This window comes from Gardnerella sp. C0684A1, assembly GCF_055326835.1.
On the sequence record NZ_JBLTSX010000001.1, the window covers coordinates 46,832 to 72,752 of the forward strand.

Genomic DNA, 25,921 nt, shown 5'->3' on the forward strand with positions numbered 1-25,921 from the left:
AGTATTACGACGCAGAACAGTAAGAATAATATTATTATTCTAAAATCCTTGCTTATTATGTTGCTAATACTGATGCTATTGGCATGCTTAAGGCATTTTACTAACAGACTATTTACTAACAGGCTTCTAAATAAATCAGGCTTCTAAATAAATTAGGCGAAAAACTTTCGCTTTCCGCCTAATCTTATTCTCATTAAAACAGTCGAACTGCTTATTATTTAGAACTTTACTACTGCTTTGATGTAGAAGCAGAATCTAAATCATCAGATGTTCCACTACTACCAGTACTGCTACTACCGCTAGTGCTGCTACTGCTTCCAGTCGTTGTTGCTGGCTTAGTTACAAGGGTAATAGCAGTACCCTTGCTCACACTAGTTCCAGCTTCTTCTGACATGGAAATTACAATATCGTCATCATCAGCCATTGCAGCTGTCGTAACTCTTAATCCTTTGGCTTCAAGAGTTTGTCGAGCTTGCTTAAGTGTCACAGTACCCAAAGCAATACGAGGAATTTCTACTTTTGGAGAACCTTTAGACACATAAACCGTTATAGAACTATGTGCTTTCACGGAACTTCCAGAAGCTGGATCTAAACGTATTACTGAATCTTCTGGAACATCATCAGACTCTTCAGTTACAGTATTCGTGTTGAATCCCATATTCTGTAGCTGACTAATTACACTATCTTTATTCTGTCCAATCAGATTATCAGGAATCTTAATAATTCCAGAAGAAACGTACAGTGTAATTGAAGTACCTTTATCTGCAAACGAGTCAGAATCAGGATCAGTACGAGTTACGTGATCTTTCTTCACTTCCGCACTATCTTCAACACGTACGCTTGCTATCTTAAAACCAGCTTTTTCAAGAATTCTTCTCGCGTCGTCTTGAGATTTACCAGTAACATCTGGAACTCTAGAAGACTGCGGTCCTACTGAGAACCAAAGCTTAACCTTTGAACCTACTTCTACTCGTTCTCCACCATTCGGATACTGTTTAGTTAAAGCACCTTCAGGTTTAGAAGATTGATTATCATCCAATATTTCTGGAATCAATCCAAGAGCATGCAATTTTTCACTAGCAGCATCCTTAGTAGTTGTGCTACTGAATGTTGGTACAGTAACCTCTCCATTCATGCGAGCACGGCTTAGCATAAACATTATGCCAGCTAATACGATTATTGCTGAAAGTACACCAACAATTGAACCTATAACAACACGTTTACGCCTACGAGCCTGCATTGTTGCACGCTGTGCCGCACGAGTACTTACACCAGTGTTATAAGAATCAAATTGACCTGTTATAGGATTAAAGCTCTGAGTTGCAGACACATCTTTTATGCCATTTAAAGCCATAGTAGCAGCAGTCTGTTCAGCCTGCTTCCTTGCATTCATATTAGAAAGATCATTCAGAGGATTAAAAGCCTCTGCGGTAGGTACATTCCCACTCATGAATGCCAAAATATCGTTTTTAAATTCAGCTGCAGTAGCATAACGATTTTGACGATCTTTCGCCATAGCTTTAGCACAAATCTTATCCCACATAACTGGCAGACCAGGTACCAAAGTACTTAACGGTGTAGCTACTTCAGAAACATGCTGATATGCAATAGCTACAGCAGAATCACCAGTAAATGGAGGACGTCCTGTAAGCATTTCATACAACACACAACCGGCAGAATATAAGTCGGAACGCATGTCTACTTGCTCCCCGCGAGCCTGCTCAGGAGACAAGTACTGTGCTGTTCCAACAACGCCTTGTGACTGTGTCATAGTTGTTGCAGAATCATCAAGAGCTCTAGCAATGCCGAAGTCCATCACTTTCACCATGCCCTGTTCGGAAATCATAATATTTCCAGGCTTAATATCACGGTGAATAATGCCCATGCGGTGAGAATACTCTAAAGCATTCAACACGCCAATCATAACTTGTTCAGCATCACGTTGGTTTAAAGCACCATTCATTTTAAGAATGTCGCGTAAAGTTTTACCTTGCACATACTCCATAACTAAGTATGGAAGTCTCTCTTGCGTGCCATTGTCTACCACAACTGTTTCTTCTCCAGAATCGTAAATGTTTACGATATTTGGATTATTCATTTGTGCAATGGCGTGTGCTTCCCTGCGGAATCTGGAAAGGAAGATTTCATCATTAGCTAAATCAGAACGCATGATTTTTACAGCAACAGTACGACCTAAGCGCCTGTCTGTGGCAACACGTACTTCTGCCATGCCTCCACGTCCAATAAGCTCTCCTAATTCGTATCGACCATTCGCTAACGAAGTGGGCATTGTGGTATTCATTGCTGCTCCTTGCGATTATTGGTATTAAAAATGCTAATAATATCAACTTGATTTTGAGGTATGCTTCTTACACGTCTAAGTGATCTAGATCCAGGAAGAGAAAGAACTGAAGTTTTATCATTAAACAACGTTTGCTGATCCAACAATCTTCTTTCAATTCGAGCCAAAATTTTTGAAACCACTAAAGCATCTTTAGGGCGATCTTCAGGATTTTTAGCGAGCATAGACATAACAAACTGTCTAAGCTGAAGATCTATATTTTCCGGAAGTGGAGGAACTGGATCATTTACATGAGCTGCTGCAATATCAACAGGTGTTGCTCCAGTAAATGGCCTATGTCCGCACAAACCCTCGTAGGCTACTACTCCGAGAGAATAAATATCTGACTGTGCTGTAGCCTGCTCACCTTGAGCTTGTTCTGGGGAAATATATTGCGCTGTACCAACTACCATTCCATCTTGAGTAATCTGTTCCTGATCGTTAGAATATGAAACACCAAAATCAGTTATTTTCACATTTCCTGTTTCAGAAACCATAATATTAGCTGGTTTCACATCACGATGAATAACACCATGTGAGTGTGCTACAAACAGTCCTCTGGCTGTTTGAATAAGAATCGGTAGAAGACGAGTAGGTTCTACCGCACCTTCTTTTCTGTATAAATCAGCTAAAGACTTGCTCGGAACATATTCCATTATTAGGAAACCTATTCCGTCATGCTCATAATAGTCGAAAAGTGCAGCAATATTTGGATGAGCCAAATTTGCGGAATTATGAGCTTCAGCACGTAAACGTCTTAATTTTGCTTCAACATTACTCGTATCTGTTCGTAAAGCTTTTACTGCTACTATTCGCCCAAGCTGTATATCAAAACCCTTCCAGACTTCTCCCATACCGCCTTGAGCTAGACGTTGATCGAGACGATAACGGTGATGAACTAACTGCCCTTCAACAAGTTTCATTTCGTAAGCGCCTCCTTCATTATTTGTTTCATAATAGGTCCAGCAGAATAGCTTCCATAAGTATTAGCATTGTGCACTATAACAGCTATGGCTATTTTAGGATCTTCCGCGGGAGCAAAACCAATTACCCAACCATTTACTTTTTTACTTCTAGCACCGAGTTGTGCAGTACCTGTTTTTACGGCAACACGAATATTACCTAGCGCAAGATTAGGGTTTTCTTTTGTTACTACAGCTTGCATCATTCCGGTAAGTTTTTCTGCAGTATCACTGCTCATAACTTGTCCCATAACAGTCGGCGAAGTCTGTGAAAGTGCAGATAAATCGCTTGCTCTAACGCAATCAACAAGCGTAGGTTTCATAAGGACACCCTTATTAGCTATTGCTGAAGCGATCATTGCACCCTGAAGAGGAGTAATTTTTGAATCCCCTTGTCCAACAGATTCCAATGCTAATCTATCTGGTGTAGGTTTTATAGAGAATTTAGACGTTACCGGCCTCATAGGAAGACTATTAGAATCAGAACCGTCTAATGTAAATGATCCAAAGAAACCAAATTTCTTTGCTTGCTTAACAATCGCATCCGACCCTAAAGAAACACCAAGTTGAGCAAATGCAGTGTTAGATGAATATGCTAACGCATCTTCGAAAGATATTTGACCATCAACACCGTTTGCTAGATGATTAGAATTTATAAGAGGCGTTTTAGTGCCAGGTAAAATGTAGCTAGCTCCTGCAGGTATTTTTGTATCCGGCTGATATTTTCCAGATTCAAGAGCTGCAGCTGCAACTACTGTTTTAAATACTGATCCAGGAGCATACAACTCAGATATGCTACGATTTAGCATAGGATTTGAAGCATCTGAAGTTAAACGCGCATAAGCTTTATTAACATTACCAATATTATGTAACGCTAATTCGCTAGGGTCATAACTTGGCGTACTAACCATAGCTAGAATACGTCCAGTTTTAGGTTCTATTGCAACTACTGCACCATCTTTACCTTTCATAAGATTGTATGCAAGAGTTTGCAATTTTGAATCAATAGATGTTTCGATAGAAGCACCTTTGTCTTCAGCACCCGTAAATAGAGATTTAATTCGTTTCAAGAAAAGAGCATCCGATTGTCCACTTAAAAGATCATTTCTTGATGCTTCAATTCCTCTATCTGCTCTCTGACTTATAGAGAAATAACCTGTAATAGGAGAATATATTTCACCTTGCGCATACATTCTTTGATATACGAAAGCATCTTTTGAAGGTTCAGATTTCGCTATAACTGTACCGTCGGAAGTTAATATAGCACCTCTAGGAGCGCCAAATTCGTGATATAAAGCACGACGATTACGAGGATCAGCATTCAACTTACTTGCATGTATAGAAGTAATATAAGTCGTTGATAATCCGAGTATTAAAAATAGAAAAACTACTGCTGTAAAAAGTTGACGTAAACATTTATTCATTTTGCTCACCTCCTTGCACTACTGGCATAGTGCTTGTTGAAGGCGATTCTTCCTCAAACAAATTTTCATTCTCGTTAGGATACGAGTTTACGTTATTATTTACTGCAAAATTCTCGTAAGAAGATTGTTCAAAAGGAATTTGTTCTTCACTCTTACGTGATTCTTTATCACTTTCTCTTTCTTTAAGCTCACGTTCACGAAGTGCCGCCAAAGCTTCATATTGGAAAGTATCAGACATGACATTAACTTCAGGCTTATTAGCAGAATTAGATATAACTATAAGAATTGCTACAAGAATATAATTTGCTACAAGAGAAGAACCTCCAGCAGCCATATAAGGCATAGTTAAGCCAGTTAGTGGAATTACAAGCGTAATACCTCCAACAACTGTAAATACTTGGAATGCCATAGTAAAAACTAAACCAGAAGCAAGAAGTTTACCAAAACCATCTTTAATTTTCATTGCTGTAATCATTCCAGAAGAAATAATTATCAAATAAAGCATAAGTACGGCAAGTAAACCAGATAAACCGAGCTCTTCACCAATTGATGCATAAATAAAATCAGAATTAGCCAACGGAGTTAGAGCAGGATGACCTTGTCCTAAACCTGTTCCAGTTGATCCACCTGCAGCTAATCCAAATAAACCTGATACAATCTGAGCGGAACCGCCTGGGAAGCGGTTATATACTACTGGATCAAACGGGTGAAGCCAAGAATCAACACGATACTGTACGTGAGCAAAAAGTTTTACTGCAGCTAAACATCCAATTACGAAAGCTACGCAACCAATTGCAAGCCATCCTTTTCTGCCTGTTGAAACATACAACATTGACACGAACATTGCAAAGAACATTAATGAAGTTCCTAAATCATGCTGAACAACCAAAACTGCCATAGAAGCTGCCCACACGATTGCAATAGGACCCATGTCTTTGACTCTAGGCATATGCAAGCCTAATATCTTTTTGCCACCTACAGCTAATCTGTCTCGATGATTAAACAAATATGCTGCAAAGAAGAATGCTAAGAATAATTTTGCAAACTCTCCAGGCTGAATAGTGTGGCTTCCAAAACCAATCCAAATTCTAGCTCCACCAATTTCTTTTCCTAATCCTGGAGTCATTGGAGAAAGTAAAAGTATAAGACCAATAATCATGCTTATGTATGAGAATCGTCTTAATACTCTATAATCGTTGAAAACTGCCACAAATATGATTGTCAAAACAAGAGCTGCACAAACCCATATAAGCTGTTTCATAGCTACATTAGTATTGTTTTGCCTGTCTATGCGAGCAATCATCACAGTGCCAATAGCAGTTAGTAACACCATGCACGGGAGAATAGCTTGACTGCAATACGGCTGCTTTATAAGTAACACTCCCCACAATATTACGAACAGTAGCGTTACAAGAGATAGCATACCAATGTAATTTGTAGATATGTATCCGTCTATTCGGAAGAACATTTGAACAAATGCTATTGCACTAATAACAAGCGAAAGAAGAAGTAGCGTAGCTTGACGTATTCGCATTATTACCATACTCATGAAGCGTTACCTCCTTGAGTAGAGTTATTCTGCTGATCACTCTGTTGCTGATTATTCTGTTGCTGATTATTCTGCTGATCAGTATTAGTAGAGTTACTATTCGTACTATTTGTAGCGTTATTAGTATCAGAAGAATTCTTCTTCTGCTCTTCCTTACGTTTCTCAATCTCACGCTCACGCATTTCTTTGCGAATAAGCTTAATATGACCGCGAGCTTCTTTAAGATTTCCGAAAGTAATACCATCTTTAAGCTGATCTTGCCAAGATTTGTCTAGATTTTTAACACAAATATTTGTTTCTTCAATCTTGTGAGAAAGTTCAAAACCAAAAATGTTAGTAGGAACACCCTGATAAATAACTACATGGCTACTATCTTTACCAATGTAATACTGAGTTTGTGTCCACAAATATACGCCGTAACCACCTAAAGCTGCTAATACTAAGAACATTAGTACAGCCAAAGTTATACCAATTCTTGTCCAACGTAAACGAATACGTTTAGCTTTATGAGCCTCATCTTGCTCATGTTTTACAGCGCGAGCAACATCCGGGTCTCTAGGATCAGTTGAAATTCTGCCATTTTTCTTAGTAACAATAGGTATTTCGTTAGTATCAGTATTATGAAATTCTCCTTCTTCTTCTCTAATATGCGATGGTTGTACTATTCGAGATAAAGAAGTTTTATTTTCATCATCTGATTTTTCTGACTCATTGTTTTGAGCTAAAGCTGCAGCACGCTGTGCAGGAGAATTTTTACCTTCTCTAAGTTCTGGAGTGGAAGCTACTGCTTTATTAACAATATCTGCTATTGCTTCTAAATCTTTTCCTGCAGCACCGCCTACTAATGGCGTTTGGTGAGGAAGATCAAAAGCATCTGCGTCTAACGCTAAAGTGGCATCCGCTATTACTGCAGTAACATTATCTGTACTTCCGGCTTTCAAAGCCATTGAAACTAGCTTTTGCGCGCACTCTTCTTGATTAGAAATAGTACTCAAAGTTTCTTGAATTGTTGAATCTTCTAGTACTCCACATAAACCATCTGAGCATAAAAGCCAACGATCTGAAGGATGAGCAGCACGCAAAGCTACATCTGGACGAGGATCAATATCAAAATCACCCAGAACTCTCATAACAACATTACGCTGAGGATGATTGCGCGCTTCTTCTGGAGTAATATGACCTGTATCAATTAAATGCTGCACATAACTGTGATCTGATGTCATGCGCATAAGATGATTATCTCTAAGAAGATACGCTCTAGAATCACCTAAATGAGCTAAAACCCAGTAACCGTGTACTAAAGTAACAGCAGTAACTGTAGTTCCCATTCCTGCAAGTTTGCGTTCTCTTTTTGCTTTTCCAACTATTGCATCGTGAGCTGCCATAATTGAAGTTTCAAGCATAGAAGACACAATTTTTACATCATTAGGGCGAGAATCTTGCTCAATATGAGCTAATGAGCGTATTGCAATAGTAGAAGCTGTATCGCCGCCTGCATGGCCACCCATTCCATCACATATTGCGGCAAGATGTTCTCCAGCAAATGCAGAATCTTGATTATTGCTTCTTACAGTACCAACATCACTCACTGCTGTTGCATACATAAAAAGCGTTGTATCAGCAATAAAATCTTTATTATTAACTAAATTAACATCATTGTTGTTTGAATCGTTTGGTGTCATATTCTCACCTCAATTCAAACATTGTTGCGCCTATACGAACTGAAGTACGAGGCTCTAATACTACTGGTTCAGTTACACGAGAGTGTCCTATCATAGTTCCATTTGTGCTTCCTAAATCTTCAAGAATCCAGGATTGCACAGTTTGGTTGAAATACACTCTTGCATGATGCGAAGAAACAAACTCATCGTTTAGAACAACAGTATTTGAAGGAGCACGGCCTAAAGTAACACCTGCAGCATCCAACGGGAATGATGATCCAGCTAAAGGACCATCAATAATAACCAATAATGTAGGTCTCTCTACTGTATTAGAAGTACGCTGTTGAACCATTGGCTGAGGTGGCACAGGAGGATGTGCGATAACTGGTTGCGCTGGCATAGGCTGACGATTAGGAACAGCTTTAGATGAGTGACGATTTTTCTTCTTCCAAGAAAAAGATTTCTTTGGACTGAAAATTTCGATATCTCTGCGCAAAGATCGAACGGCACACCATACGAAAACCCAAAGTAGAATTAAAAATCCATACTTTAGTATCGCAAAAGTTAATTCAGTAAATATCATGGGTGCTTCGTCTCCTTGTGAGAAGTTTCAGTTACTCCTGCTCTTGAGAAGAAGCCCAGTAAAGAATACGAGTACGACCAATAGTAATCGTATTGCCATCAAGAAGTGTTGCTGCAGGTACTTGATGACCTTCTACGTATGTGCCATTCGTAGATCCAAGATCACGAGCTATGACGCCATCAGGAGTTATATCAATACCAAGGTGACGCCTAGAAATACCAGGATCATCAATAACAATATCGCAGCCAGAACCGCGTCCTAAAATAGTGCGATCTTTAGTCAATAAGTACTGATTTCCATTAATTTCCAACATTGGATGACTTTGAGACTGATCGTCAGTTGTAACAGGAACCGCATTACCTTGAACAGACTCAGAAGTTAAGTGGAAATTACCTTTTGTAAGCTCTAAATCTTCCTCAAAAATAACAACTACAGGACCTACAAAAGCATAATGCTGACTTTTTGCGTACTGAGTTAAATTATCAGCTAGCTCATTAGCTAACGCTTCACTACCCCACTGCTCAATACGATCGAAATCAGGAGTACTCAACTTAAAACGGTATTCGTTAGGAGCAACAGTATGATCTCTACCAATCGGCATAGCTTCAGCATCAATTTCTCTTTCCAACGCGCTGGAAAGATCAACTGGCTGCAAATCTTTGGAGCCGAATTTTGCGAAGACGCCGTTCATTGCACCTTCCACGCTCTTCTCAAATCGGTCAAACACGCTCATGATAAACCCTTTCTATCTGTTCATCATAGTACTCGTCACCGCGTACGGTATTCAACTCATGTAAGTTTCTTATTTTACTACAGTTACAACATTGCATTAATAGTTTATCAAAACTATTCATTTTCTGTGATTTTACGTGATTTGAGTGTACTCTTGAGTGTACTCTTAAAAGTATGACGAATAATACTCAAAATAGCGGCGATACACGTTTTTCACTACTCAGAAATATGACAACTTCAATAACGCTTATTCTTGCAGTATGCGTTCCATGTATTGGTAAGAGTTTACTTGTTTCTCCTGAAGAACGTTCTTACGAAACAACTATAGTTTCTTGGTTTCATAAGAATTCGCCATCATTTTTAGCAGGTTTTTCTAATATTCTTGCAACTGTTTTTTCTACAAAAGGTTGCATAGTATTAATAATTTTGTTAGCAATTCTCTCTTATATTCTTATTAGAGACTGGCATGTACTTTTAATACAGCTTCTTATTTCTCTGCTACCTATGGTTTATATTTTTGCAGTTAAGTTTGCTGTTCATCGCCCTAGACCATATATAGGATTGTCTTTGAAATTACCTCCTGATCCTAGTTTCCCAAGTGGTCACACTTCTGCAGCAGTTGCAGTATGCACAATGCTTATGCTAATTATTTATGTTGTTAAGCCTAAACTTACGCAAATTATGCTTATTTTGTGCGGTGTTGTTGTTATCATCGTGGCAATTTCTAGACTTATTGTTGCAGCTCACTTCCCTACTGACGTTTTAGCAGCAGCAATTATTTATCCTCTTCTTTCTGCAACTTTATTGAAAGTATTCCAAAATCACGGTTTATACATATCTAACGAAAACTAACAGATTACAAAATCTCATATATTTATTAGAAAGAAGTAATTGTGATTAAAGGATTTAAAAAATTTATTTCAAGAGGCAGCGTTATTGATATGGCTGTCGGTGTTGTTATGGGTAGTGCAGTTACTTCCGTAGTAACAGCAATAGTAAAACATGTTATTAACCCTCTTATAGCAATAATCTGCGGAAAAACGGAACTTAATGGAGTATTAACTATAACCATTAATGGCGCAACAATTTCTTTCGGAGCTGTTCTTGGTGCCATATTAAATTTTCTTATAGTAGGAGCTTCCGTATACTTCTTCATTGTTTTGCCAATTAACAAATTAAGAGAAGTAAGCGCTAATCTTCTTCAAATTGATCAAGAAAAAACTGATGAAGAAAAACGTAAAGAGCGTGAAGAAAAAACTATTATTCTTTTGCAAGAAATTAGAGATGAGTTAGTTAAAAAAGAAAAGTAAACTCATAAAAGTTTGAAATAAAATATTTTAAGCAAAATAAAGCCCCACTTAAAATGGTAAGCGGGGCTATTTTATAACCATGTAATACACTGATGATTACATGAAAATTAATTAGTGAAGATATTAATCATCACCTAAAGTTACGTGGATACCACCAACAAGAGCACCAACAACGTTATATAGAAGTGCAGTAATAGCAGAAAGAATAGTAATAATAACTATTTCTACGATAGACAAAATAGTTACAGCACTAAGCACAGTTGGAAGTGAGAAAACATCCGCAAGATTAAGACCATTACTATCAAGGCCTGTTGAAGAAACAATTTGCGTAACTTGGTCGAAAACACCAACCATATTCAGGAACAACCAAACTAATCCGGATGCTATAACTTGAATAATTCCTCCTGCAACACTTAGAAGGAAAGTTACTTTTGCAACAGACCAGGCATCTACTTTAACAAGTGACAAACTCATTCTTCTAGCACGAGGATGAGTCTTAGAACGGTGAGAATTATTTTCTATTCCAGAAGTAGTTGAAGCCATACCTCCAACTGTTCTAGGAGTACTATTAGCTACTCGAGCAGAAGATGAATAAGATGATGATCTTATATCACTAAATGGTGATACTCTCAACCCTGCTGCAGACGCTCTATCTGCTTCTTCTTCTGTCATTTCTACTCTAGCAGAAGGAAAATTATATTCTGAGGAAGAACCAGATTCTTCACGATGAGGAAACACTGAAGAATTACTCTCGTTAGTTGAGTTACTCAATGGCTCAAAATTCTCACTCATCTCGATATTCCTTCTATTTTGTAGGTTATACCACGTTTGTTTATATCAATGAGAGTATCAGTAAAAACGGACTATAAACCACTTGTTTTTACTAATACTCTCAATAAATTATTTAATTTTTATTATTTTATTTAAAACTGATTTTATTTAAGCTACTGAATTATTACTAGCTTCTACAGATTCCGTAACTGATTCTGTAGAATCATTATTTTCAGATTCAGAAATATCATCAGTTGTTTCTTCGTTACGAGCGATAGAAATAATTTCATCACCCTTATCTGGCTTAGCTAAAGTCACGCCTTGAGTAGTTCTACCTGTACGCTTCACTTCATTAACGTCAGAGCGAATTACTTTACCGGACTTCATAATTGCCATTACTTGATCTGTTTCTTCAACAATCAAAGCTCCAACTAATGAGCCGCGACCTTCTGCAAGTTGAACAGCTTTAACACCATATCCGTTTCTTCCTTGCAAACGATACTCTTCAATGGCAGTTCTCTTAGCAAAACCTTCATTAGTAACAACGAGAAGATCTTTGCTTGTTTCAGCAGAAACAACATCCATATCAAGTAATTCGTCGCCATCTCTAAACCGCATGCCTTGTACGCCTGCAGTTTGACGACCCATTGGTCGAAGTTGTTCATCATCTGCTCTAAACTTCAAACTCATTCCAAGCTTAGAAACAAGAATAATGTCATCTTCTGAATTGCATAAAGCTGCACCAATAAGCTCATCAACAGGTTCACCTGTTTCTTCGTTTGCCATCAAGCGTACTGCAATCAAACCGCCTTGACGTGGAGAATCATATTCTTGTAAAGCAGTTTTCTTAACTTTTCCAGAACGAGTTGCCAAAACCAAATATTTAGCAACATCATAATTTGGAATTGATAACACTGCTTGAATTGTTTCTCCAGGAGTAAACTGAAGCAAATTAGCAACATGCTGACCTTTAGAATCGCGAGATCCTTCTGGAAGTTCGTAAGCTTTCAGACGGTAAACTCGACCACGATTAGTGAAGAACAACAACCAATTGTGTGTAGAAGTTAAGAAGAAGTGATCAACTACATCATCTTCACGAAGCTTTGCTCCCTTAATTCCTTTACCACCGCGATGCTGAGCACGATACTCGTCTGCCTTAGTACGCTTAATATAACCTGCGCGAGTTACGGTAACAACAACGTTTTCTTCAGCAATAAGATCTTCAACATTCATTTCACCAGAGAATGGAAGAATCTTAGTTCTACGCTCATCACCATATTTTGCAACAATTTCATCAAGCTCATCGCCAACAATTTTGCGCTGACGTTCTGGGCTTGCCAAAATATCGTTATAATCAGCAATCTTGCGCATCAAATCTTCATGCTCGTCGAGAATCTTCTGACGTTCCAAAGCTGCAAGTCTACGAAGCTGCATTGCAAGAATAGCATCTGCTTGAACATCATCAACATCAAGCAAATTCATCAAACCAGTGCGAGCAGTATCAACATCTTTAGATGAACGAATTAAAGCAACAACTTCATCGATCATATCCAAAGCTTTCAAATAGCCTTGCAAAATATGATCTCTCTCTTCAGCCTCACGCTTTAAATAACGAGTACGACGATCAATTACTTCAAGCTGATGAGTTACCCAATGACGAATAAACGCATCCAAGCTCAAAGTTCTAGGAACGCCATCAACCAAAGCAAGCATATTTGCGCCGAAAGTTTGCTGCAATTGCGAATGCTTATACAAGTTATTTAAAACAACTTTTGGAACAGCATCTCTTTTAAGAACAAGAACCAAACGCTGACCAGTACGACCAGACGTTTCATCGCGCATATCTGCAATGCCTTGAATCTTTCCATCTCGTACAGCTTCCCTAATAGAAGCAGCTAAACGATCAGGATTAACTTGGTATGGAAGCTCGGTAACAACCAAGCACATACGTCCCTTAATTTCCTCAGTATTAACTACTGCTCGCATTGTAATTAAGCCGCGACCTGTACGGTACGCTTGCTCAATTCCTTTGTGACCTAAAATGGTTGCTCCAGTAGGAAAATCAGGTCCTTTAATTCTCTGAATTAAAGCTTCAAGAAGTTCTTCTTTGCTTGCATCAGGATGATCCAAAGCCCAGTGCACACCATCAGCCACTTCACGCATATTATGAGGTGGAATATTGGTTGCCATACCAACAGCAATACCAGCAGAACCATTAACTAAAAGATTTGGGAAACGAGCTGGCAAAACAGTAGGCTCTTGAGTTTTACCATCATAATTTGGCAGGAAATCAACGGTATCTTTATCAATATCTCGTACCATTTCCATAGCCAAAGGTGCCATACGGCATTCCGTATAACGCATTGCTGCTGCAGGATCGTCTCCTGGGGAACCAAAGTTTCCTTGACCATCAACAAGCATATAGCGCATTGACCAAGACTGAGCCATACGCACCAAAGTGTCATAGATAGCATAATCACCATGAGGGTGATACTTACCCATAACATCGCCAACAACGCGAGAGCACTTGTTATATCCGCGATCAGGCCTATAACCACCATCATACATAGCGTAAATAACGCGGCGGTGAACAGGCTTTAAACCATCTCGAACATCTGGCAAAGCACGCTCAACAATAACGGAAAGTGCATAAGCAAGATATGATTCGCGCATTTCCTGCTGCAAATCCATATGCTTTACACGAGCACCCTTCATTAAGCCATAATCAGTATTATCTGCTTCCTGCGGGCTTTGAGGCTCCATTGATCCGTCCGGCAGCTGCTCTTCACCATCATTATTGACGGAATTAATTTCATCTACCAATGTAATTCCTTTTTCTTACTATATTTAAGTATTTTTAGCAACTAACAATTATTAATATTGTTAAGTTTTAGGCATCAATAAACCTTGCATCATGAGCATTTCTTTGAATGAAGAGTCTACGAGGCTCTACTTCATCGCCCATAAGCATGGAGAATGTTTCATCAGCACGAGCAGCATCTTCAATATGAATTTGCTTTAAAATACGATGTTCAGGATCCATAGTTGTTTCCCACAGTTCCTGATAGCTCATCTCACCCAAGCCCTTATATCGCTGAATACCTTCACCTTTAGGAAGTTGACGACCAGCAGCTTTACCTTCTGCTAAAACTCTGTCTCGCTCAGCATCCGTATAAACAAAGTCATGTGCTCCCTTGCTCCACTTCAAACGGTAAAGAGGAGGCATAGCAACATAAACGTATCCGGCTGTAATCATAGGACGCATATAACGGAAGAATAGTGTCAAATTCAAAGTAGCAATATGAGCACCATCAACATCAGCATCAGCCATAATAATAACTTTGTGATATCGAACCTTGCTTAAATCGAAGTCTTCACCATAACCGCCACCAACAGCAGTAATCAAAGATTCAATAGTTTCAGACTTCATCATTCTATCGATTGAAGCGCGCTCAGTGTTCAAAATCTTACCGCGCAAAGGCAAAATAGCTTGCGTAATAGGATCACGACCTTGAATTGCTGAGCCACCTGCAGAATCACCCTCGACTATGAATAATTCGCATTCTTCAGGATTACTTGACTGGCAATCTTTAAGCTTATCTGGCATTCCAGCAGTTTCAAAAATAGACTTACGACGAGTATTTTCTCGAGCTTTTTTAGCAGCAAGTCGAGCACGAGAAGCTTCCATAGCTTTTTGAATAATATTCTTTGCTTCACTTGGATGAGCATCAAGCCAGTCACCAAGTTTTTCAGTCATAACTCTCTGCACAAAAGTCTTAGCTTCAGAATTACCAAGTTTTGTTTTAGTCTGACCTTCAAACTGTGGAGTTGTAAGCTTTACTGAAACAACTGCTGTTAAGCCTTCGCGAACGTCATCACCAGAAAGATTAGTATCTTTTTCTTTTAAGATATTCTTTTCGCGAGCGTAACGATTAACTAAAGAGGTAAGTGCTGCACGGAAACCTTCTTCGTGAGTACCACCTTCAGTAGTTGAAATAGTATTAGCAAAAGTGTGAACTGCTTCCGAATAAGCAACAGTCCATTGCATAGCAATTTCCGCAGAAATACCAATTTCAAGATCTTCAGCCTCAAAATCAATAACATCTGGCTCTACTGGAACAGATTTACGAGATTTAACCAAGTAATCAACATAGTCTTTAATACCATGCTCATACTGATAACTCACGCTTCTATGTTTTTCTTCACTAGAAGATTCAGAATCTCCAGCAACCTCATCCCCAGCTTCATCTGGCTTACGTAAATCGGTTAAAGAAATCTTCAAACCTTTATTTAAGAAAGCCATCTGTTGGAAACGAGAACGCAAGGTTTCAAAATCATAAATAGTTGTTTCAAAAATTGCGCCATCCGGCCAGAATGTTACAGATGTACCAGTAGATTCCCCTTCTTCCATTGGCTTACCTTTTGCTAAAGGAGCTGTAGGATGCTGATCTACATAAGTTTGAGTCCAGTGGAATCCTTGACGACGAACTTCAATTTCTACTCTTGTAGAAAGTGCATTAACAACGGAAATACCAACTCCATGCAAGCCACCTGAAACAGCGTAACCGCCGCCACCAAACTTACCACCAGCGTGAAGCTTAGTCATAACTGTTTCAACACCTGAAACACCTTCACCTGGAACTTCATCTACTGGAATACCACGTCCATCATCAACAACTTTAATAGCATTATCTGGAAGAATAGTAACTTCAATATGAGAAGCGTATCCAGCTAAAGCTTCATCAACGGAATTGTCAACAATTTCGTACACTAAGTGATGCAATCCTCTAGGGCCTGTTGAACCAATGTACATGCCTGGACGAATACGAACTGCCTCTAAACCTTCGAGTACTCGAAGATCACTTGCATCATAATGTTCAGGAGCTAATGAATCATCAAGTTGAGCATCATCAAGTTTATGTTCTTCAACAGTACTCTTCATCGAATCATCTTCAGTGTTTGACACTTTCGATCCCTTCCCGTATTACCTCATGCCAAGAGGCATTTACGAGGTTGATACACGCTAGAAAGCACAAAAAAGGCTCTTATAGCGATTGAACTACAATACATGACATTCTACACACACATAATGACCGCTCTTTAATAAGAGGCATTATTTAATTTCGATTATTTTTTAATAATTTTGCGTAAAATTACTTGATTTTTCGTAAAATTATCGTTTCCAAGAGCCTAGTTTTGTAGTCGTCGGACCAATAACTCTAATTTCACTAATAAAGATATTCGGTAATTCTTTAGATATTTTTTCTTTTAAAGAAGGAAGTAAGTAGGAAAGTTGAGTAGACCAAACTGCAGACTGCGTTCTAATATAAAGTATTCCATCTCTTATTTGCGCAATTTCGCAATGATTAGCAATCCCATCCCCCACTACACTATTCCAAGATGATCTTAGTTTTGCTATATCTAACTGCTGATTCCACTTGTTATTTTTTGCAAAAATTTGAAGAATACTAATAAAATTATTCGGATCTCTTCCAGGCTTTCCAAAGTTTTCAAAAGCTTCTTCAGCAATATTTTCCCTATTAATATCTCTAGTAGATTTTGCAAAAATTGGTTCAAAAACAATTGCAGGTAATTTTCTAGTATCAAGATGTAATAATTTATACGCAGGAATGTTCATAACACACTACTTTCACAACTACTACTATCTTGTTCTTGTTCAAGATTTTCATCATCCAAACTGTAGTTAATATTATTACGCAACTGAGCAATATTTTTAGCTATTTTAATATTTTCATCATCATCAAAATTATTTTCTTTTTTAAGAGAAGAAATATCAACTAAATTAGCTTTATCTAATATTCTACTTTCTGGAATATCTCGTAAAGAAGTTGTAGTAATAAAAACTTGACCTTGTTTAGTAGCAAAATCAAGAATTTGTTCTCTTCTGCTTTCATCAAGCTGAGCAAAAACATCATCTAAAATAATTATTGGCTTATTATTATAAGAATCTTCTAAAGCTTTAAGTAAAGCCATTTTTAAAGCAAGAGCAAGTGTCCAAGATTCACCGTTTGAAGCAAATTCTTTAGCAGGAAGATTATCTAAAGTAATAATAAAATCATCACGATGAGGGCCTATAAGATTGTATCCTCTTGCAACTTCACCTAAATACAAGCGCTGAAAATGCTCGCTAATAAGAGTATTTGCTAGCATGTTTTCAGAATTACTATTTAAATCTAATTCTTCAAATGAAGGTTTATAAGAAATATCAGAATTCTGTCCTTCAGAAAGATTGTGAACTATTTCAGAAAAATAAGGTTTAAGTAGATTAATAGTTTTGTTGCGAAGTCTAGTTAAAACTATTCCAGTTTCTATAAGTTTTCCTGTCCAAATTTCAAGAGTAGAAAGATATAACTGCTTTTCTTGAATATTATTTTCTTTAATATTTTTTAAGCAAGCTGCACGCTGTTGTGCTGTATGAACGTATTCTTGCAAATATTTAGCATAATTAGGTATTAATAATATTCCTGCTTGATTAATAAAGTTACGTCTTGAAGAAGGATCTCCCATAATAATTGATTGATCTTGCGGAGTAAAAGAAACAGATAGTAGCTTTCCAAGAATATCTCGCATATAGCAGGATTTTCCTTCATTAATTCTTGCTCTGTTAGCTCCTCTTGCAAATAAAGTAACTTCTAAAGTTGTATTTTCACTGCTATTACTATCTTTATAAAGATTGCATCGAATAGTTGCAGAAGTTTTTTCTCTTTCAATAAGAGGCAAAACTGAAGATACTCTGTGACTAGTTCCCGTAGAAAGTACTTCAATAGCTTCTACAATATTGGTTTTTCCAAAACCATTTTTTCCATATAAAATATTAATTCCATTTTCGCAGTGAAGTAAACAATTATTCCACGAGCGAAAATGATCTAAAGCAAGTCGCGAAATATACATTGTTTACTTTCTTTGAAAATATAAAATTAAATAAAAAGTCTACCAATTTTCTTGGTTGTACCTAAAATTTAAGTAAAACCAAGAAAAATATAGTAATTTTTATAAAAATCAACTGTTTAAGCGCATAGGAACTAAAAGATAACGATAATTCATTGATTCATCGCCATCACTTTCCTGTTGACCATTAAATTCTACAGGCTTTACAGCAGTAACCATTTTCATATGAACGTAAGGCTCACTAATTGCACTTAAACCTTCAATAAGATATGTAGGATTGAATGCAACAGTAATATCTTCTCCATCCATATCAATATCGAGAATTTCATGCGCTTGAGATTCGTCTACATTACCAGCACTAAGTGCTAATTCATTTCCAGAAAAAGTCATGCGAATTGGAGCACTCTTCTCTGCAACTAAAGAAACACGTTTAATAGCATTAATAAGTGTAGATCTATTAATAACAGCATGTATTGGATAATCATCAATAAAAAGACGATCAACAGTAGGAAATTCTCCATCAATAAGTTGTGAAGTACTTGTTCTTCCAGCATTTTCACAACCTAGTAATGAAGGATTTTCACTGTTTAAGTGAAGAGTAACGTTTTGATGTTCATCAAAAGAACGGGCAATATCACGAAGTAAAGTACCTTTAACAAGAGTTGTTGACTGAATATTATTTTGTTCAGGACTCCAAGTGAAAGTTGATCGAGATAATCTGAAGCGATCAGTTGATGTCATAATAACCGTGTCATCTTCAAATTGCATACGAATTCCTGTTAATACAGGACGATTTTCTTCATGAGAAATAGAAACAGATGCCTGATTTACAGCCTGAATAAATGTTGGAGCATCAACTTTTCCTAATGTTTCAGGAATTTCAGGCAAATCTGGGTACTCCCCTTGTGGCATTAATTGCAGTGTAAAAGTTGATTTTCCTGAAGTAATAGTAAGAGTAGTTTCGTTGCTAGTTAAGCAAGTTTTTTCGTTAGGTAAAGATTTAGTAATATCTGCCATTAATCTACCTAAAACGAGTACACTACCTGCTTCTTCTACGCCAGCTTCAATATGGTGACGACTAGAAATTTGGTAGTTAAAAGCAGAAAGTTGAAGTGAACCATCTTTTGCTTCAATTTTAAGACCTGCAAGAATCGGATTTGCAGGACGATTATCAATAACTCTTGTAGTCCAAGCTACTGCATCAGCAAGTGATGCAGAGTTAACTTCTACTTTCATGCTTCCTCGTTTCGTAATATTTCTGAATTTATCTTAGCGTAAGGGCTACTTTAAATGCTTCTTTCTTTTTCAGATTTTCGTAACTTATTTTTATGAGCATTATTATTTAAAAAATAAAAATAATAGTAGTAATAAGCACTGTGAGTATGTGGATAACTCGAAAAAAGCTTTTAATAACAACGTTATACACACCTCATACTTGTTAATAAAATCTTCAAAGTAATGTGCATAAGTAGCCGAGTTATCCACATACTTAGCTATTCAAATTTTTATTAACAAAAAATCTTTATTTATCAACTACTTATTAACTTTTTTATACGGCGTTTTCCACGACTTATACACGGATTTTACCCACATTTGTTATTAACTATGTGGATAACTTTTATTTTCTTAATTAACAAAGTAAGAACAAAACTGTGGAAAACAGTAAATAATAAAAATCTAAAAATAAAAAAATTACTAAATTAAATTAAATTAAGAAAACAAAAAATTAGAAGAAAATAATATTAAGCATTATTCTTCTTAACAGGATTTTGCTTTAAGCGAACAGTTAATTCCATAACATAGTTATAAATTTCCTGCTTTTCCTGCATTTCCCCGCTTACTCGAGTATAAGCGTGCATAACAGTAGTATGATCTCTTCCACCAAAAACTTCACCAATATCAACTAGGCTCATGCTTGTCATCTCTCTAGCAAGATACATGGCAATTTGTCTAGCAAGAGCAACGTTTTTAGTGCGCTGTCTACCTACTAACTCATCAAAAGTGAGATGGAAATATTGAGCAACCTGACCAATAATATCCGTAGGACGAACCTCAATATCTATAGCAAAGAAATCTTGCAAAGCCTGCTCAGCAAGCGCTTTACTAACAGGCTGATTGCTAAGAGATGCAACTGCAGTAACGCGAGTTAAAGCACCCTCAAGCTCGCGTATATTCTCAGTAAAACGTTCAGCAATAAGATCAAAAACGTCACTAGGTATAGTAGTGTTGCTCATCATAGCCATCATTCTCAAAATAGCTATACGAGTTTCCAAATCAGGTGGCTTAATATCAACAGTTAAACCAGACTCAAATCGAGAAATTAAACGAGATTCAAAGCCCTTCAAATTTTTAGGAGCCACATCAGAAGCAATAACAATGCGCTTACTAGCCTGATATAAAGCATTAAAAGTATGGAAGAATTGCTCTAAAGTAGCTTCTTTACCACCCAAAAACTGAATATCGTCGATAAGAAGAACATCTACTTCGCGATAACGTTTGTTAAAATCAGCAATCTGTCCTTGACTCTGATTCGGATTTTGAAGAGCCTCAATAAATTCGTTAGTAAATTCCTCACTCGTAACATAACGCACTTTAAGTGAAGAATCTTTTACTAAAGCATAGTTTCCAATAGCATTTAGCAAGTGAGTTTTACCAAGGCCTGATCCGCCATAAATACATAACGGGTTAAAATCACGACCTGAACCTTCAGCAACAGCCAAAGCTACTGTACGAGCAAAACGGTTGGAATCACCCGGAACAAAAGTATCGAAAGTAGCGCAAGTATTAAGATGCGTTACAGGATCTCTCTTAACAGAAATTGACATTTTACCGGTTTGATTAGGGATAGAAGAAAGCATAGTAGTTTTCTGCAAATCAGATAAACCGGTAGCGTGATCAAAATCAGGTTGTGCAGGTAAATCGTTTATTTTAGAAGAATTATTTTCCTCTAAACTTACTTTATCGGAAGAAGATGAATAATCAGAATTATTTAAATCACTTTTATTAGCGTAATTTTTATCATTTTCCGCAAAATTCTGAACATTATTATCAGAATTGCTGTTTGCATATGAATTATTTATATTGCTATTTTCTTGAACAAAAGTTTTTGCCGCGTGATTATTAGAAGAAACGTAGTTAGCATCACTTATAGCAGACTGAACATATGTAGGTTCCTGTCGCTGCTCATGTTGAGGAACGATTTTAAAAGCAGGAAACATATCTTTTCCAGTGCAAATTTTTAGAGCAGTAAGTAGCGGCGCATTAAGCTCATTTTGTAAAGCTTGCTGAGCTTCCGCATTAGAAACACATAAAACTATTGTTGTACCAAAAACCGCTTCAGGCTGTACACCTTCAAACCAGCCCTTATCTCTAGCAGTCAAGAGGGCATTATGCTGCAACACAGTAAGAGTACTCGACCAGATTATGGCAGCTTGTGCCGCTGGGTCGCCTAATGTTTCAGCCATTTCACCCCCCAAGATTATAAATATCACGCATTTAGATGATATTTTTATGTTTTGGTTTCGAAGAAAAAATTTCGCACATTTAGTGCGGAAAAATTTTTCCTTCACAATCCTAGTGCATAAAAGTAACCAGTAGAATATGTTTACTCCAACCCTAAGAAGTTATCCACAGCCTAGCGTGTTGAAAATACTCAAATGTGAATAACATGTGTGTAATTTGTGGATAAATATATTTGAGGAATACCGCTATTTTTCAAGGATTAAGTAACACTTATTTTTGTGAAGAAAATGTGAAATAGAAAAATATTTTTAATATTTAACTTCTAACTCAATTGTGTACAACTGATAATAATTTGACTCTTGGTGAGGGGTAAGAGTATTTTAGTAGAGCTTGACTCATACGGGGCCATGCTTTTGCGTGGCTGAATACAGGAGCATTAGTTATGAAGAGGACATTCCAGCCAAATAACCGTCGTCGTCACATGAAGCACGGCTTCCGCGTTCGTATGCGTACGCGTGCTGGCCGCGCAGTGATTAATCGTCGTCGCGCCAAGGGCCGTAAGTCGCTGTCTGCCTGAGTTAGGGTAGCGTCGTAAAGCATGGAAAGGCTGAAAAGCCATCGCGATTTCGTCGCGGTACTTAAAAAACGACGCAAAGTGAGTTCGCGGGATATCGTCGCGCATTATGTAATGCGTGGCGATATAGCCGTAAGTAACGCACTTAACGAGGATAGAAGCGTAAAATTAGAATCTGCCACGGGTTTAGTAAGTAGTAATCCCGCGGCTTTTTCTGATACCCTAACGCAGGAACAGCAAAAAAGTTTGGCGCGAAGGCTAGGTCTTGCTGTATCTAAATCAGTAGGTAAGGCTGTAGTTCGCAACAAAGTGAAGCGACGCCTGCGAGTGATTGCTAAAGAATTCGAATTACTTTTGCCGCAAAACTGTGACGTTATTTTACGCGCAAAGCCAACTGCAGCGGAAGTTTCGTTTGATTCGTTACGTTTACAAATCGAGAAGCTTTTCAAGAAGATAAGTAGCGTTGCGGCAGGTACAGATGAGCATAATCACAAAGAAGACGCGTCATAATCGCAGTATGGCAGCAAAAGCTGCTATAAGAGCTATTAGATGGTATCAACGCAAAATTTCTGCGAATAGGCCAGCTTGCTGCCGTTACTATCCAACGTGCTCACAATATGCGATTGAAGCTGTTTCGCGTTTTGGTATTTGCAGAGGCGGTTTACTTGCAGTGCTAAGACTTTTGCGCTGCAGACCTTGGACAAGTTGTAGTATTGACGACGTACCACAAAAATATTCAATTTTTTACCGTTGCGCTTGGTCAAAGGCGCATGAAGAGCCACGGCTAACTCCCTTGGCTGGTGAGGACAAGGAAAACTGATGTTTAATCAAGATCATTTTATGCTTGACAACGGCTTTATAGGCTGGTTCTACAAGATTTTGACGCCAATTGAGTGGTTGATGACTCAAATTATGGTTTTATTCCATAAATTCTTAACTCTTCTTGGCATGAACGAAGTTGGTGCCGCTTGGATTTTGTCGATAGTATTTTTGGTGCTAGTAGTTCACGCATGCATTTTCCCAGCTTTTATTAAAAGCATTAAGGGAATGCGACAAATGCAAGCAATCGCTCCAAAAGTAAAGAAAATCCAGCAAAAATACAAAGGTAAAAACGACCCTGCAAGCAAAGAAGCTATGCGCAGGGAAATGATGAAGCTTTACCAGGATAGCAATGCTAATCCTGCAGGATCATGCCTTCCTATGATGATCCAAGGCCCAGCATTCATGAGTATTTGGTACACGCTTTCTTTAATACCATTTATTGCTAGAGGAAAGCACGCTGCATTCGGTGCGTTTGATATTTCTACTGCAAAACAGTTTGTTAAAACGCATTTGTTTGGCGTAGGAGTCTCGGATACGTTTATGACAGTAGATGGCGGCGGAAAGGCTGTTATAGTCACGTTTGTGGTGCTTATGTGTGCTGCAATGTGGTATATGCAGTTTAATAATATTCGCAAGAATTTACCGCCTGAATCTATGCAAGGTAGCCAGTATAAGGTTCAAAAACTTATGATGTGGGGCTTCCCACTGATTTATGTGTTCTCTGCTTTTGCGCTTCCATTCGCAATGCTTGTTTACTGGTTAGCAAACAATATTGTTAATATGCTTCGCTCTATCTGGCAGGTTTATACATTCCCAACGCCTGGATCTCCAGCTGCTATTGAGAAAGAGCAACGAGATTATGTGAAAGAAAATGCACGTAGAAAGCGTGAAGGTTTGCCTTCTCTTGAGGAAGAAAAGCTTCAGAAAGCGCGTGAGGAAGCAGAACGCAGGGAAGTGGAAGGATTCCAGCGTAAGCAACCACAGCGTAAGCGTAAGGGTACTAAAAAGTAGTTTTAATAATTGCTTTTAATAATTGCTTGTAAATACTGACTACAGTGTTTGTTTGACTGTATTGTCAGCTACACTGTAGTTCAGTATGTGCAGTGAGAATGCGTGAATATCACGTTAAGAGTAAGTGTAGAAACGTAAGGAGTAAGCGATGGCACAAGAAGAGCAGAAAAGCATAAATCAGCTCAACGAAGAAGCTGATATCGCTGCGGACTACTTAGAGGGTTTGCTTGATATTGCCGATTATGATGGTGATATTGAGATGGGTATTCGCAATAATCGCCCTATGATTCAGATTGTTGCGGATGATGATGAAGATATTCGTCATTTGATTGGTAGAAACGGGGAAGTTGTAGACGCGCTTCAGCAGCTTAGTCGTCTCGCTGTGCAACAAAAGACTGGTGATAGGTCTCATTTAATTGTTGATGTGGATGGCTTCTTGAAGCGTAAGCGCCAAAGGCTTCGCGATATTGCGCTGGATGCTGTGGATGACGTTCGAGAAACCGGTGAAGCTGTGAATTTGAAGCCGATGAACTCGTTTGAGCGTAAGATTATTCACGATACTGTGCGTGAGGAAGGTTTGCGCTCTAGGTCTCATGGTGAAGAGCCGCATCGTTATGTAACTGTTTATATGTCTGCAAATGCCGTTGATAATTTAGATGACGATGTTGATGATGTTGACGACGTGGATGTGGATGACATTGACGTTGTTGATGACGCTGATATGAATGTTGATGATTTGTATGATGAGCGCGACGTTGACGATGATGATGTTGACGACGTGGATGACGATTATGCAGATGATGAAGATGATTCGGATGATTCAGATTTGGAAGATGCTGACTATGATGCAGATGCAGATTCCATTGATGATGAGCGATAGTAGGCAATAAGCGAAACAGAAAACGGAAAGTAAAAATAAATAGTACTCGCTACTTTTGCTGAGTTGTTTTATTTGCTTTGTTAATTTTGCTTACTTCACGGATGATATTTATAAATTTAAACAGAAAGTAACACGATAGAACAAAAATGTTTTATTATGTTACTTTTTGTTTTTGTGTTTTTGTTAAGGAGTGCATCAAATGGAAGTTAGTGAATCTGCTGAACCTATAGAAAATGTAGCTGATGAGCTAGAATCTTCCCCAATATTGCAAGAAATCTTAGGAGATGCGCTTCCGAAATGCACAATGTTCCACGTGAAACTTCAGAAAGAAGGATTAATTAGAGGTCTAGTGGGGCCTAGAGATATGGGTATTTTGTGGGAAAGACACATATTAAATTCTGCAGCAGTTGTACCTTTTATTGATGAAATTACGAAGAAAAGTAATAAAAAACGTGTGGCAGACGTCGGCAGCGGTGGAGGTTTCCCTGGAATTGTATTAGCTGCTTGCTTACCTGAAGTACAAGTAACTTTGATTGAGCCGATGGAAAGACGAGTTGCGTGGTTAGATGAGTGCGTAAAACTTATGGAATTAAATAACGTAACTATTTTCCACGGAAGATCTGACGAAGTAATAGAAAAAGTAAAATCTCACGAAATACCTGCTTTTGATGCTGTAACATGCCGCGCTGTAGCTCCAATGACAAAATTAGCTGCGTGGACGATCCCACTTTTAAAAACGCATGGTCAGTTAGTAGCATTAAAAGGTAAATCTGCAGCAGCAGAGATCGAAAAGGCGGCGAAAATGATTCGCAAAGCTGGTGGATTAAATCCTCGTGTAGTTGAAGCTCCTGTTGGACCTGGTTTGCAATCAACGTCAGTTGTGATAGTCGACAAAGCGTAATTTGCTAAAACATTTTTAATGTACAAGAT

At 38.0% G+C, this 25,921-nt stretch carries 21 protein-coding genes and 1 pseudogene; 8 read left to right on the forward strand and 14 right to left on the reverse strand.

What is annotated here, in order from left to right; all coding sequences use genetic code 11:
• Nucleotides 1-229 precede the first annotated feature (229 nt).
• The 7 genes from pknB to ACNEUN_RS00225 are packed head-to-tail and all read right to left on the reverse strand — an operon-like array spanning nucleotide 230 to nucleotide 9,253.
• The gene (gene pknB / locus ACNEUN_RS00195) at nucleotides 230-2,302 is read right to left on the reverse strand and encodes a Stk1 family PASTA domain-containing Ser/Thr kinase (RefSeq protein ID WP_463630046.1); all 2,073 of its coding nucleotides are present in this window, start codon (nucleotides 2,300-2,302) and stop codon (nucleotides 230-232) included.
• Nucleotides 2,299-3,264 carry a serine/threonine-protein kinase gene (locus tag ACNEUN_RS00200; protein WP_463630048.1) on the reverse strand — a complete coding sequence of 322 codons (966 nt, stop codon included), beginning with the start codon at nucleotides 3,262-3,264 and terminating at the stop codon, nucleotides 2,299-2,301. Before ACNEUN_RS00200 ends, pknB begins: the two co-directional genes overlap by 4 nt.
• Nucleotides 3,261-4,727: a peptidoglycan D,D-transpeptidase FtsI family protein gene (locus ACNEUN_RS00205; protein ID WP_463630050.1), complete on the reverse strand. Its 1,467-nt coding sequence runs from the start codon at nucleotides 4,725-4,727 to the stop codon at nucleotides 3,261-3,263. Before ACNEUN_RS00205 ends, ACNEUN_RS00200 begins: the two co-directional genes overlap by 4 nt.
• Nucleotides 4,720-6,276 (reverse strand): FtsW/RodA/SpoVE family cell cycle protein, encoded by a 1,557-nt coding sequence (locus ACNEUN_RS00210; protein WP_427876027.1) that lies wholly within the window; start codon nucleotides 6,274-6,276, stop codon nucleotides 4,720-4,722. Before ACNEUN_RS00210 ends, ACNEUN_RS00205 begins: the two co-directional genes overlap by 8 nt.
• Nucleotides 6,273-7,958: a PP2C family protein-serine/threonine phosphatase gene (locus ACNEUN_RS00215; RefSeq protein WP_463630052.1), complete on the reverse strand. Its 1,686-nt coding sequence runs from the start codon at nucleotides 7,956-7,958 to the stop codon at nucleotides 6,273-6,275. The genes ACNEUN_RS00210 and ACNEUN_RS00215 overlap by 4 nt, the downstream gene beginning before the upstream one ends.
• A 4-nt stretch (nucleotides 7,959-7,962) precedes the next feature.
• A complete protein-coding gene (locus tag ACNEUN_RS00220; protein ID WP_427876023.1) occupies nucleotides 7,963-8,520 on the reverse strand; it encodes an FHA domain-containing protein FhaB/FipA in 558 nt (185 codons plus the stop codon).
• Between the two features lie 31 nt (nucleotides 8,521-8,551).
• The gene (locus ACNEUN_RS00225) at nucleotides 8,552-9,253 is read right to left on the reverse strand and encodes an FhaA domain-containing protein (RefSeq protein ID WP_427876021.1); all 702 of its coding nucleotides are present in this window, start codon (nucleotides 9,251-9,253) and stop codon (nucleotides 8,552-8,554) included.
• A gap of 173 nt (nucleotides 9,254-9,426) precedes the next feature.
• On the opposite strand from ACNEUN_RS00225, the gene ACNEUN_RS00230 reads away from it, so the two are divergent.
• The gene (locus ACNEUN_RS00230; RefSeq protein ID WP_463630055.1) at nucleotides 9,427-10,104 is read left to right on the forward strand and encodes a phosphatase PAP2 family protein; all 678 of its coding nucleotides are present in this window, start codon (nucleotides 9,427-9,429) and stop codon (nucleotides 10,102-10,104) included.
• 41 nt (nucleotides 10,105-10,145) lie between these two features.
• Nucleotides 10,146-10,562: a large conductance mechanosensitive channel protein MscL gene (mscL, locus tag ACNEUN_RS00235; RefSeq protein WP_463630057.1), complete on the forward strand. Its 417-nt coding sequence runs from the start codon at nucleotides 10,146-10,148 to the stop codon at nucleotides 10,560-10,562.
• 123 nt (nucleotides 10,563-10,685) lie between these two features.
• On the opposite strand, the gene ACNEUN_RS00240 is transcribed toward mscL, so the two are convergent.
• The 7 genes from ACNEUN_RS00240 to dnaA all read right to left on the reverse strand — a co-directional run bounded on the left by ACNEUN_RS00240 (nucleotide 10,686) and on the right by dnaA (nucleotide 21,706).
• Nucleotides 10,686-11,171, reverse strand: a complete 486-nt coding sequence (locus ACNEUN_RS00240) for a DUF3566 domain-containing protein (RefSeq protein ID WP_427877648.1) — start codon at nucleotides 11,169-11,171, stop codon at nucleotides 10,686-10,688.
• A gap of 330 nt (nucleotides 11,172-11,501) precedes the next feature.
• Nucleotides 11,502-14,156 carry a DNA gyrase subunit A gene (gene gyrA, locus ACNEUN_RS00245; RefSeq protein WP_463630059.1) on the reverse strand — a complete coding sequence of 885 codons (2,655 nt, stop codon included), beginning with the start codon at nucleotides 14,154-14,156 and terminating at the stop codon, nucleotides 11,502-11,504.
• A gap of 67 nt (nucleotides 14,157-14,223) precedes the next feature.
• Nucleotides 14,224-16,299, reverse strand: coding sequence for a DNA topoisomerase (ATP-hydrolyzing) subunit B (gene gyrB / locus ACNEUN_RS00250; RefSeq protein ID WP_463630061.1), 2,076 nt, complete (start codon nucleotides 16,297-16,299; stop codon nucleotides 14,224-14,226).
• A gap of 207 nt (nucleotides 16,300-16,506) precedes the next feature.
• Entirely contained in the window at nucleotides 16,507-16,971 is a 465-nt protein-coding gene (locus ACNEUN_RS00255; protein ID WP_463630063.1) for a DciA family protein, read from the reverse strand.
• Nucleotides 16,968-18,245, reverse strand: coding sequence for a DNA replication/repair protein RecF (recF, locus tag ACNEUN_RS00260; protein WP_427876009.1), 1,278 nt, complete (start codon nucleotides 18,243-18,245; stop codon nucleotides 16,968-16,970). The genes ACNEUN_RS00255 and recF overlap by 4 nt, the downstream gene beginning before the upstream one ends.
• A 108-nt stretch (nucleotides 18,246-18,353) precedes the next feature.
• On the reverse strand, nucleotides 18,354-19,478 hold the full coding sequence (gene dnaN, locus ACNEUN_RS00265) for a DNA polymerase III subunit beta (RefSeq protein WP_463630066.1): 1,125 nt from the start codon (nucleotides 19,476-19,478) through the stop codon (nucleotides 18,354-18,356).
• Between the two features lie 506 nt (nucleotides 19,479-19,984).
• On the reverse strand, nucleotides 19,985-21,706 hold the full coding sequence (dnaA, locus tag ACNEUN_RS00270) for a chromosomal replication initiator protein DnaA (protein ID WP_463630068.1): 1,722 nt from the start codon (nucleotides 21,704-21,706) through the stop codon (nucleotides 19,985-19,987).
• A gap of 440 nt (nucleotides 21,707-22,146) precedes the next feature.
• Between dnaA and rpmH the strand changes: the two genes are divergently transcribed.
• The 6 genes and pseudogenes from rpmH to rsmG all read left to right on the forward strand — a co-directional run bounded on the left by rpmH (nucleotide 22,147) and on the right by rsmG (nucleotide 25,892).
• Nucleotides 22,147-22,281, forward strand: a complete 135-nt coding sequence (gene rpmH, locus ACNEUN_RS00275; protein ID WP_004106067.1) for a 50S ribosomal protein L34 — start codon at nucleotides 22,147-22,149, stop codon at nucleotides 22,279-22,281.
• 21 nt (nucleotides 22,282-22,302) lie between these two features.
• Nucleotides 22,303-22,788 (forward strand): ribonuclease P protein component, encoded by a 486-nt coding sequence (gene rnpA / locus ACNEUN_RS00280; protein WP_427876003.1) that lies wholly within the window; start codon nucleotides 22,303-22,305, stop codon nucleotides 22,786-22,788.
• A 7-nt stretch (nucleotides 22,789-22,795) separates the two neighbouring features.
• Nucleotides 22,796-23,098: a membrane protein insertion efficiency factor YidD gene (gene yidD, locus ACNEUN_RS00285; protein ID WP_427877647.1), complete on the forward strand. Its 303-nt coding sequence runs from the start codon at nucleotides 22,796-22,798 to the stop codon at nucleotides 23,096-23,098.
• Nucleotides 23,098-24,111 (forward strand): membrane protein insertase YidC, encoded by a 1,014-nt coding sequence (yidC, locus tag ACNEUN_RS00290; RefSeq protein WP_463630072.1) that lies wholly within the window; start codon nucleotides 23,098-23,100, stop codon nucleotides 24,109-24,111. The genes yidD and yidC overlap by 1 nt, the downstream gene beginning before the upstream one ends.
• A 148-nt stretch (nucleotides 24,112-24,259) precedes the next feature.
• Nucleotides 24,260-24,823: pseudogene (locus tag ACNEUN_RS00295) on the forward strand (Jag family protein); the annotation flags it as partial.
• A gap of 367 nt (nucleotides 24,824-25,190) precedes the next feature.
• Complete coding sequence (gene rsmG, locus ACNEUN_RS00300) at nucleotides 25,191-25,892, forward strand: 16S rRNA (guanine(527)-N(7))-methyltransferase RsmG (RefSeq protein WP_463630074.1); 702 nt, start codon at nucleotides 25,191-25,193, stop codon at nucleotides 25,890-25,892.
• Nucleotides 25,893-25,921 lie beyond the last annotated feature (29 nt).

Coding starts and splice junctions, on each gene's coding strand:
- ACNEUN_RS00220 (WP_427876023.1), bottom strand. CDS start 8,520: ATGATATTTACTGAATTAACTTTTGCGATACTAAAGTATGGATTTTTA.
- ACNEUN_RS00200 (WP_463630048.1), bottom strand. CDS start 3,264: ATGAAACTTGTTGAAGGGCAGTTAGTTCATCACCGTTATCGTCTCGAT.
- pknB (WP_463630046.1), bottom strand. CDS start 2,302: ATGAATACCACAATGCCCACTTCGTTAGCGAATGGTCGATACGAATTA.
- ACNEUN_RS00230 (WP_463630055.1), top strand. CDS start 9,427: ATGACGAATAATACTCAAAATAGCGGCGATACACGTTTTTCACTACTC.
- ACNEUN_RS00225 (WP_427876021.1), bottom strand. CDS start 9,253: ATGAGCGTGTTTGACCGATTTGAGAAGAGCGTGGAAGGTGCAATGAAC.
- yidC (WP_463630072.1), top strand. CDS start 23,098: ATGTTTAATCAAGATCATTTTATGCTTGACAACGGCTTTATAGGCTGG.
- rsmG (WP_463630074.1), top strand. CDS start 25,191: ATGGAAGTTAGTGAATCTGCTGAACCTATAGAAAATGTAGCTGATGAG.
- ACNEUN_RS00255 (WP_463630063.1), bottom strand. CDS start 16,971: ATGAACATTCCTGCGTATAAATTATTACATCTTGATACTAGAAAATTA.
- dnaA (WP_463630068.1), bottom strand. CDS start 21,706: ATGGCTGAAACATTAGGCGACCCAGCGGCACAAGCTGCCATAATCTGG.
- rpmH (WP_004106067.1), top strand. CDS start 22,147: ATGAAGAGGACATTCCAGCCAAATAACCGTCGTCGTCACATGAAGCAC.
- recF (WP_427876009.1), bottom strand. CDS start 18,245: ATGTATATTTCGCGACTTGCTTTAGATCATTTTCGCTCGTGGAATAAT.
- ACNEUN_RS00205 (WP_463630050.1), bottom strand. CDS start 4,727: ATGAATAAATGTTTACGTCAACTTTTTACAGCAGTAGTTTTTCTATTT.
- dnaN (WP_463630066.1), bottom strand. CDS start 19,478: ATGAAAGTAGAAGTTAACTCTGCATCACTTGCTGATGCAGTAGCTTGG.
- ACNEUN_RS00210 (WP_427876027.1), bottom strand. CDS start 6,276: ATGAGTATGGTAATAATGCGAATACGTCAAGCTACGCTACTTCTTCTT.
- yidD (WP_427877647.1), top strand. CDS start 22,796: ATGGCAGCAAAAGCTGCTATAAGAGCTATTAGATGGTATCAACGCAAA.
- ACNEUN_RS00215 (WP_463630052.1), bottom strand. CDS start 7,958: ATGACACCAAACGATTCAAACAACAATGATGTTAATTTAGTTAATAAT.
- rnpA (WP_427876003.1), top strand. CDS start 22,303: ATGGAAAGGCTGAAAAGCCATCGCGATTTCGTCGCGGTACTTAAAAAA.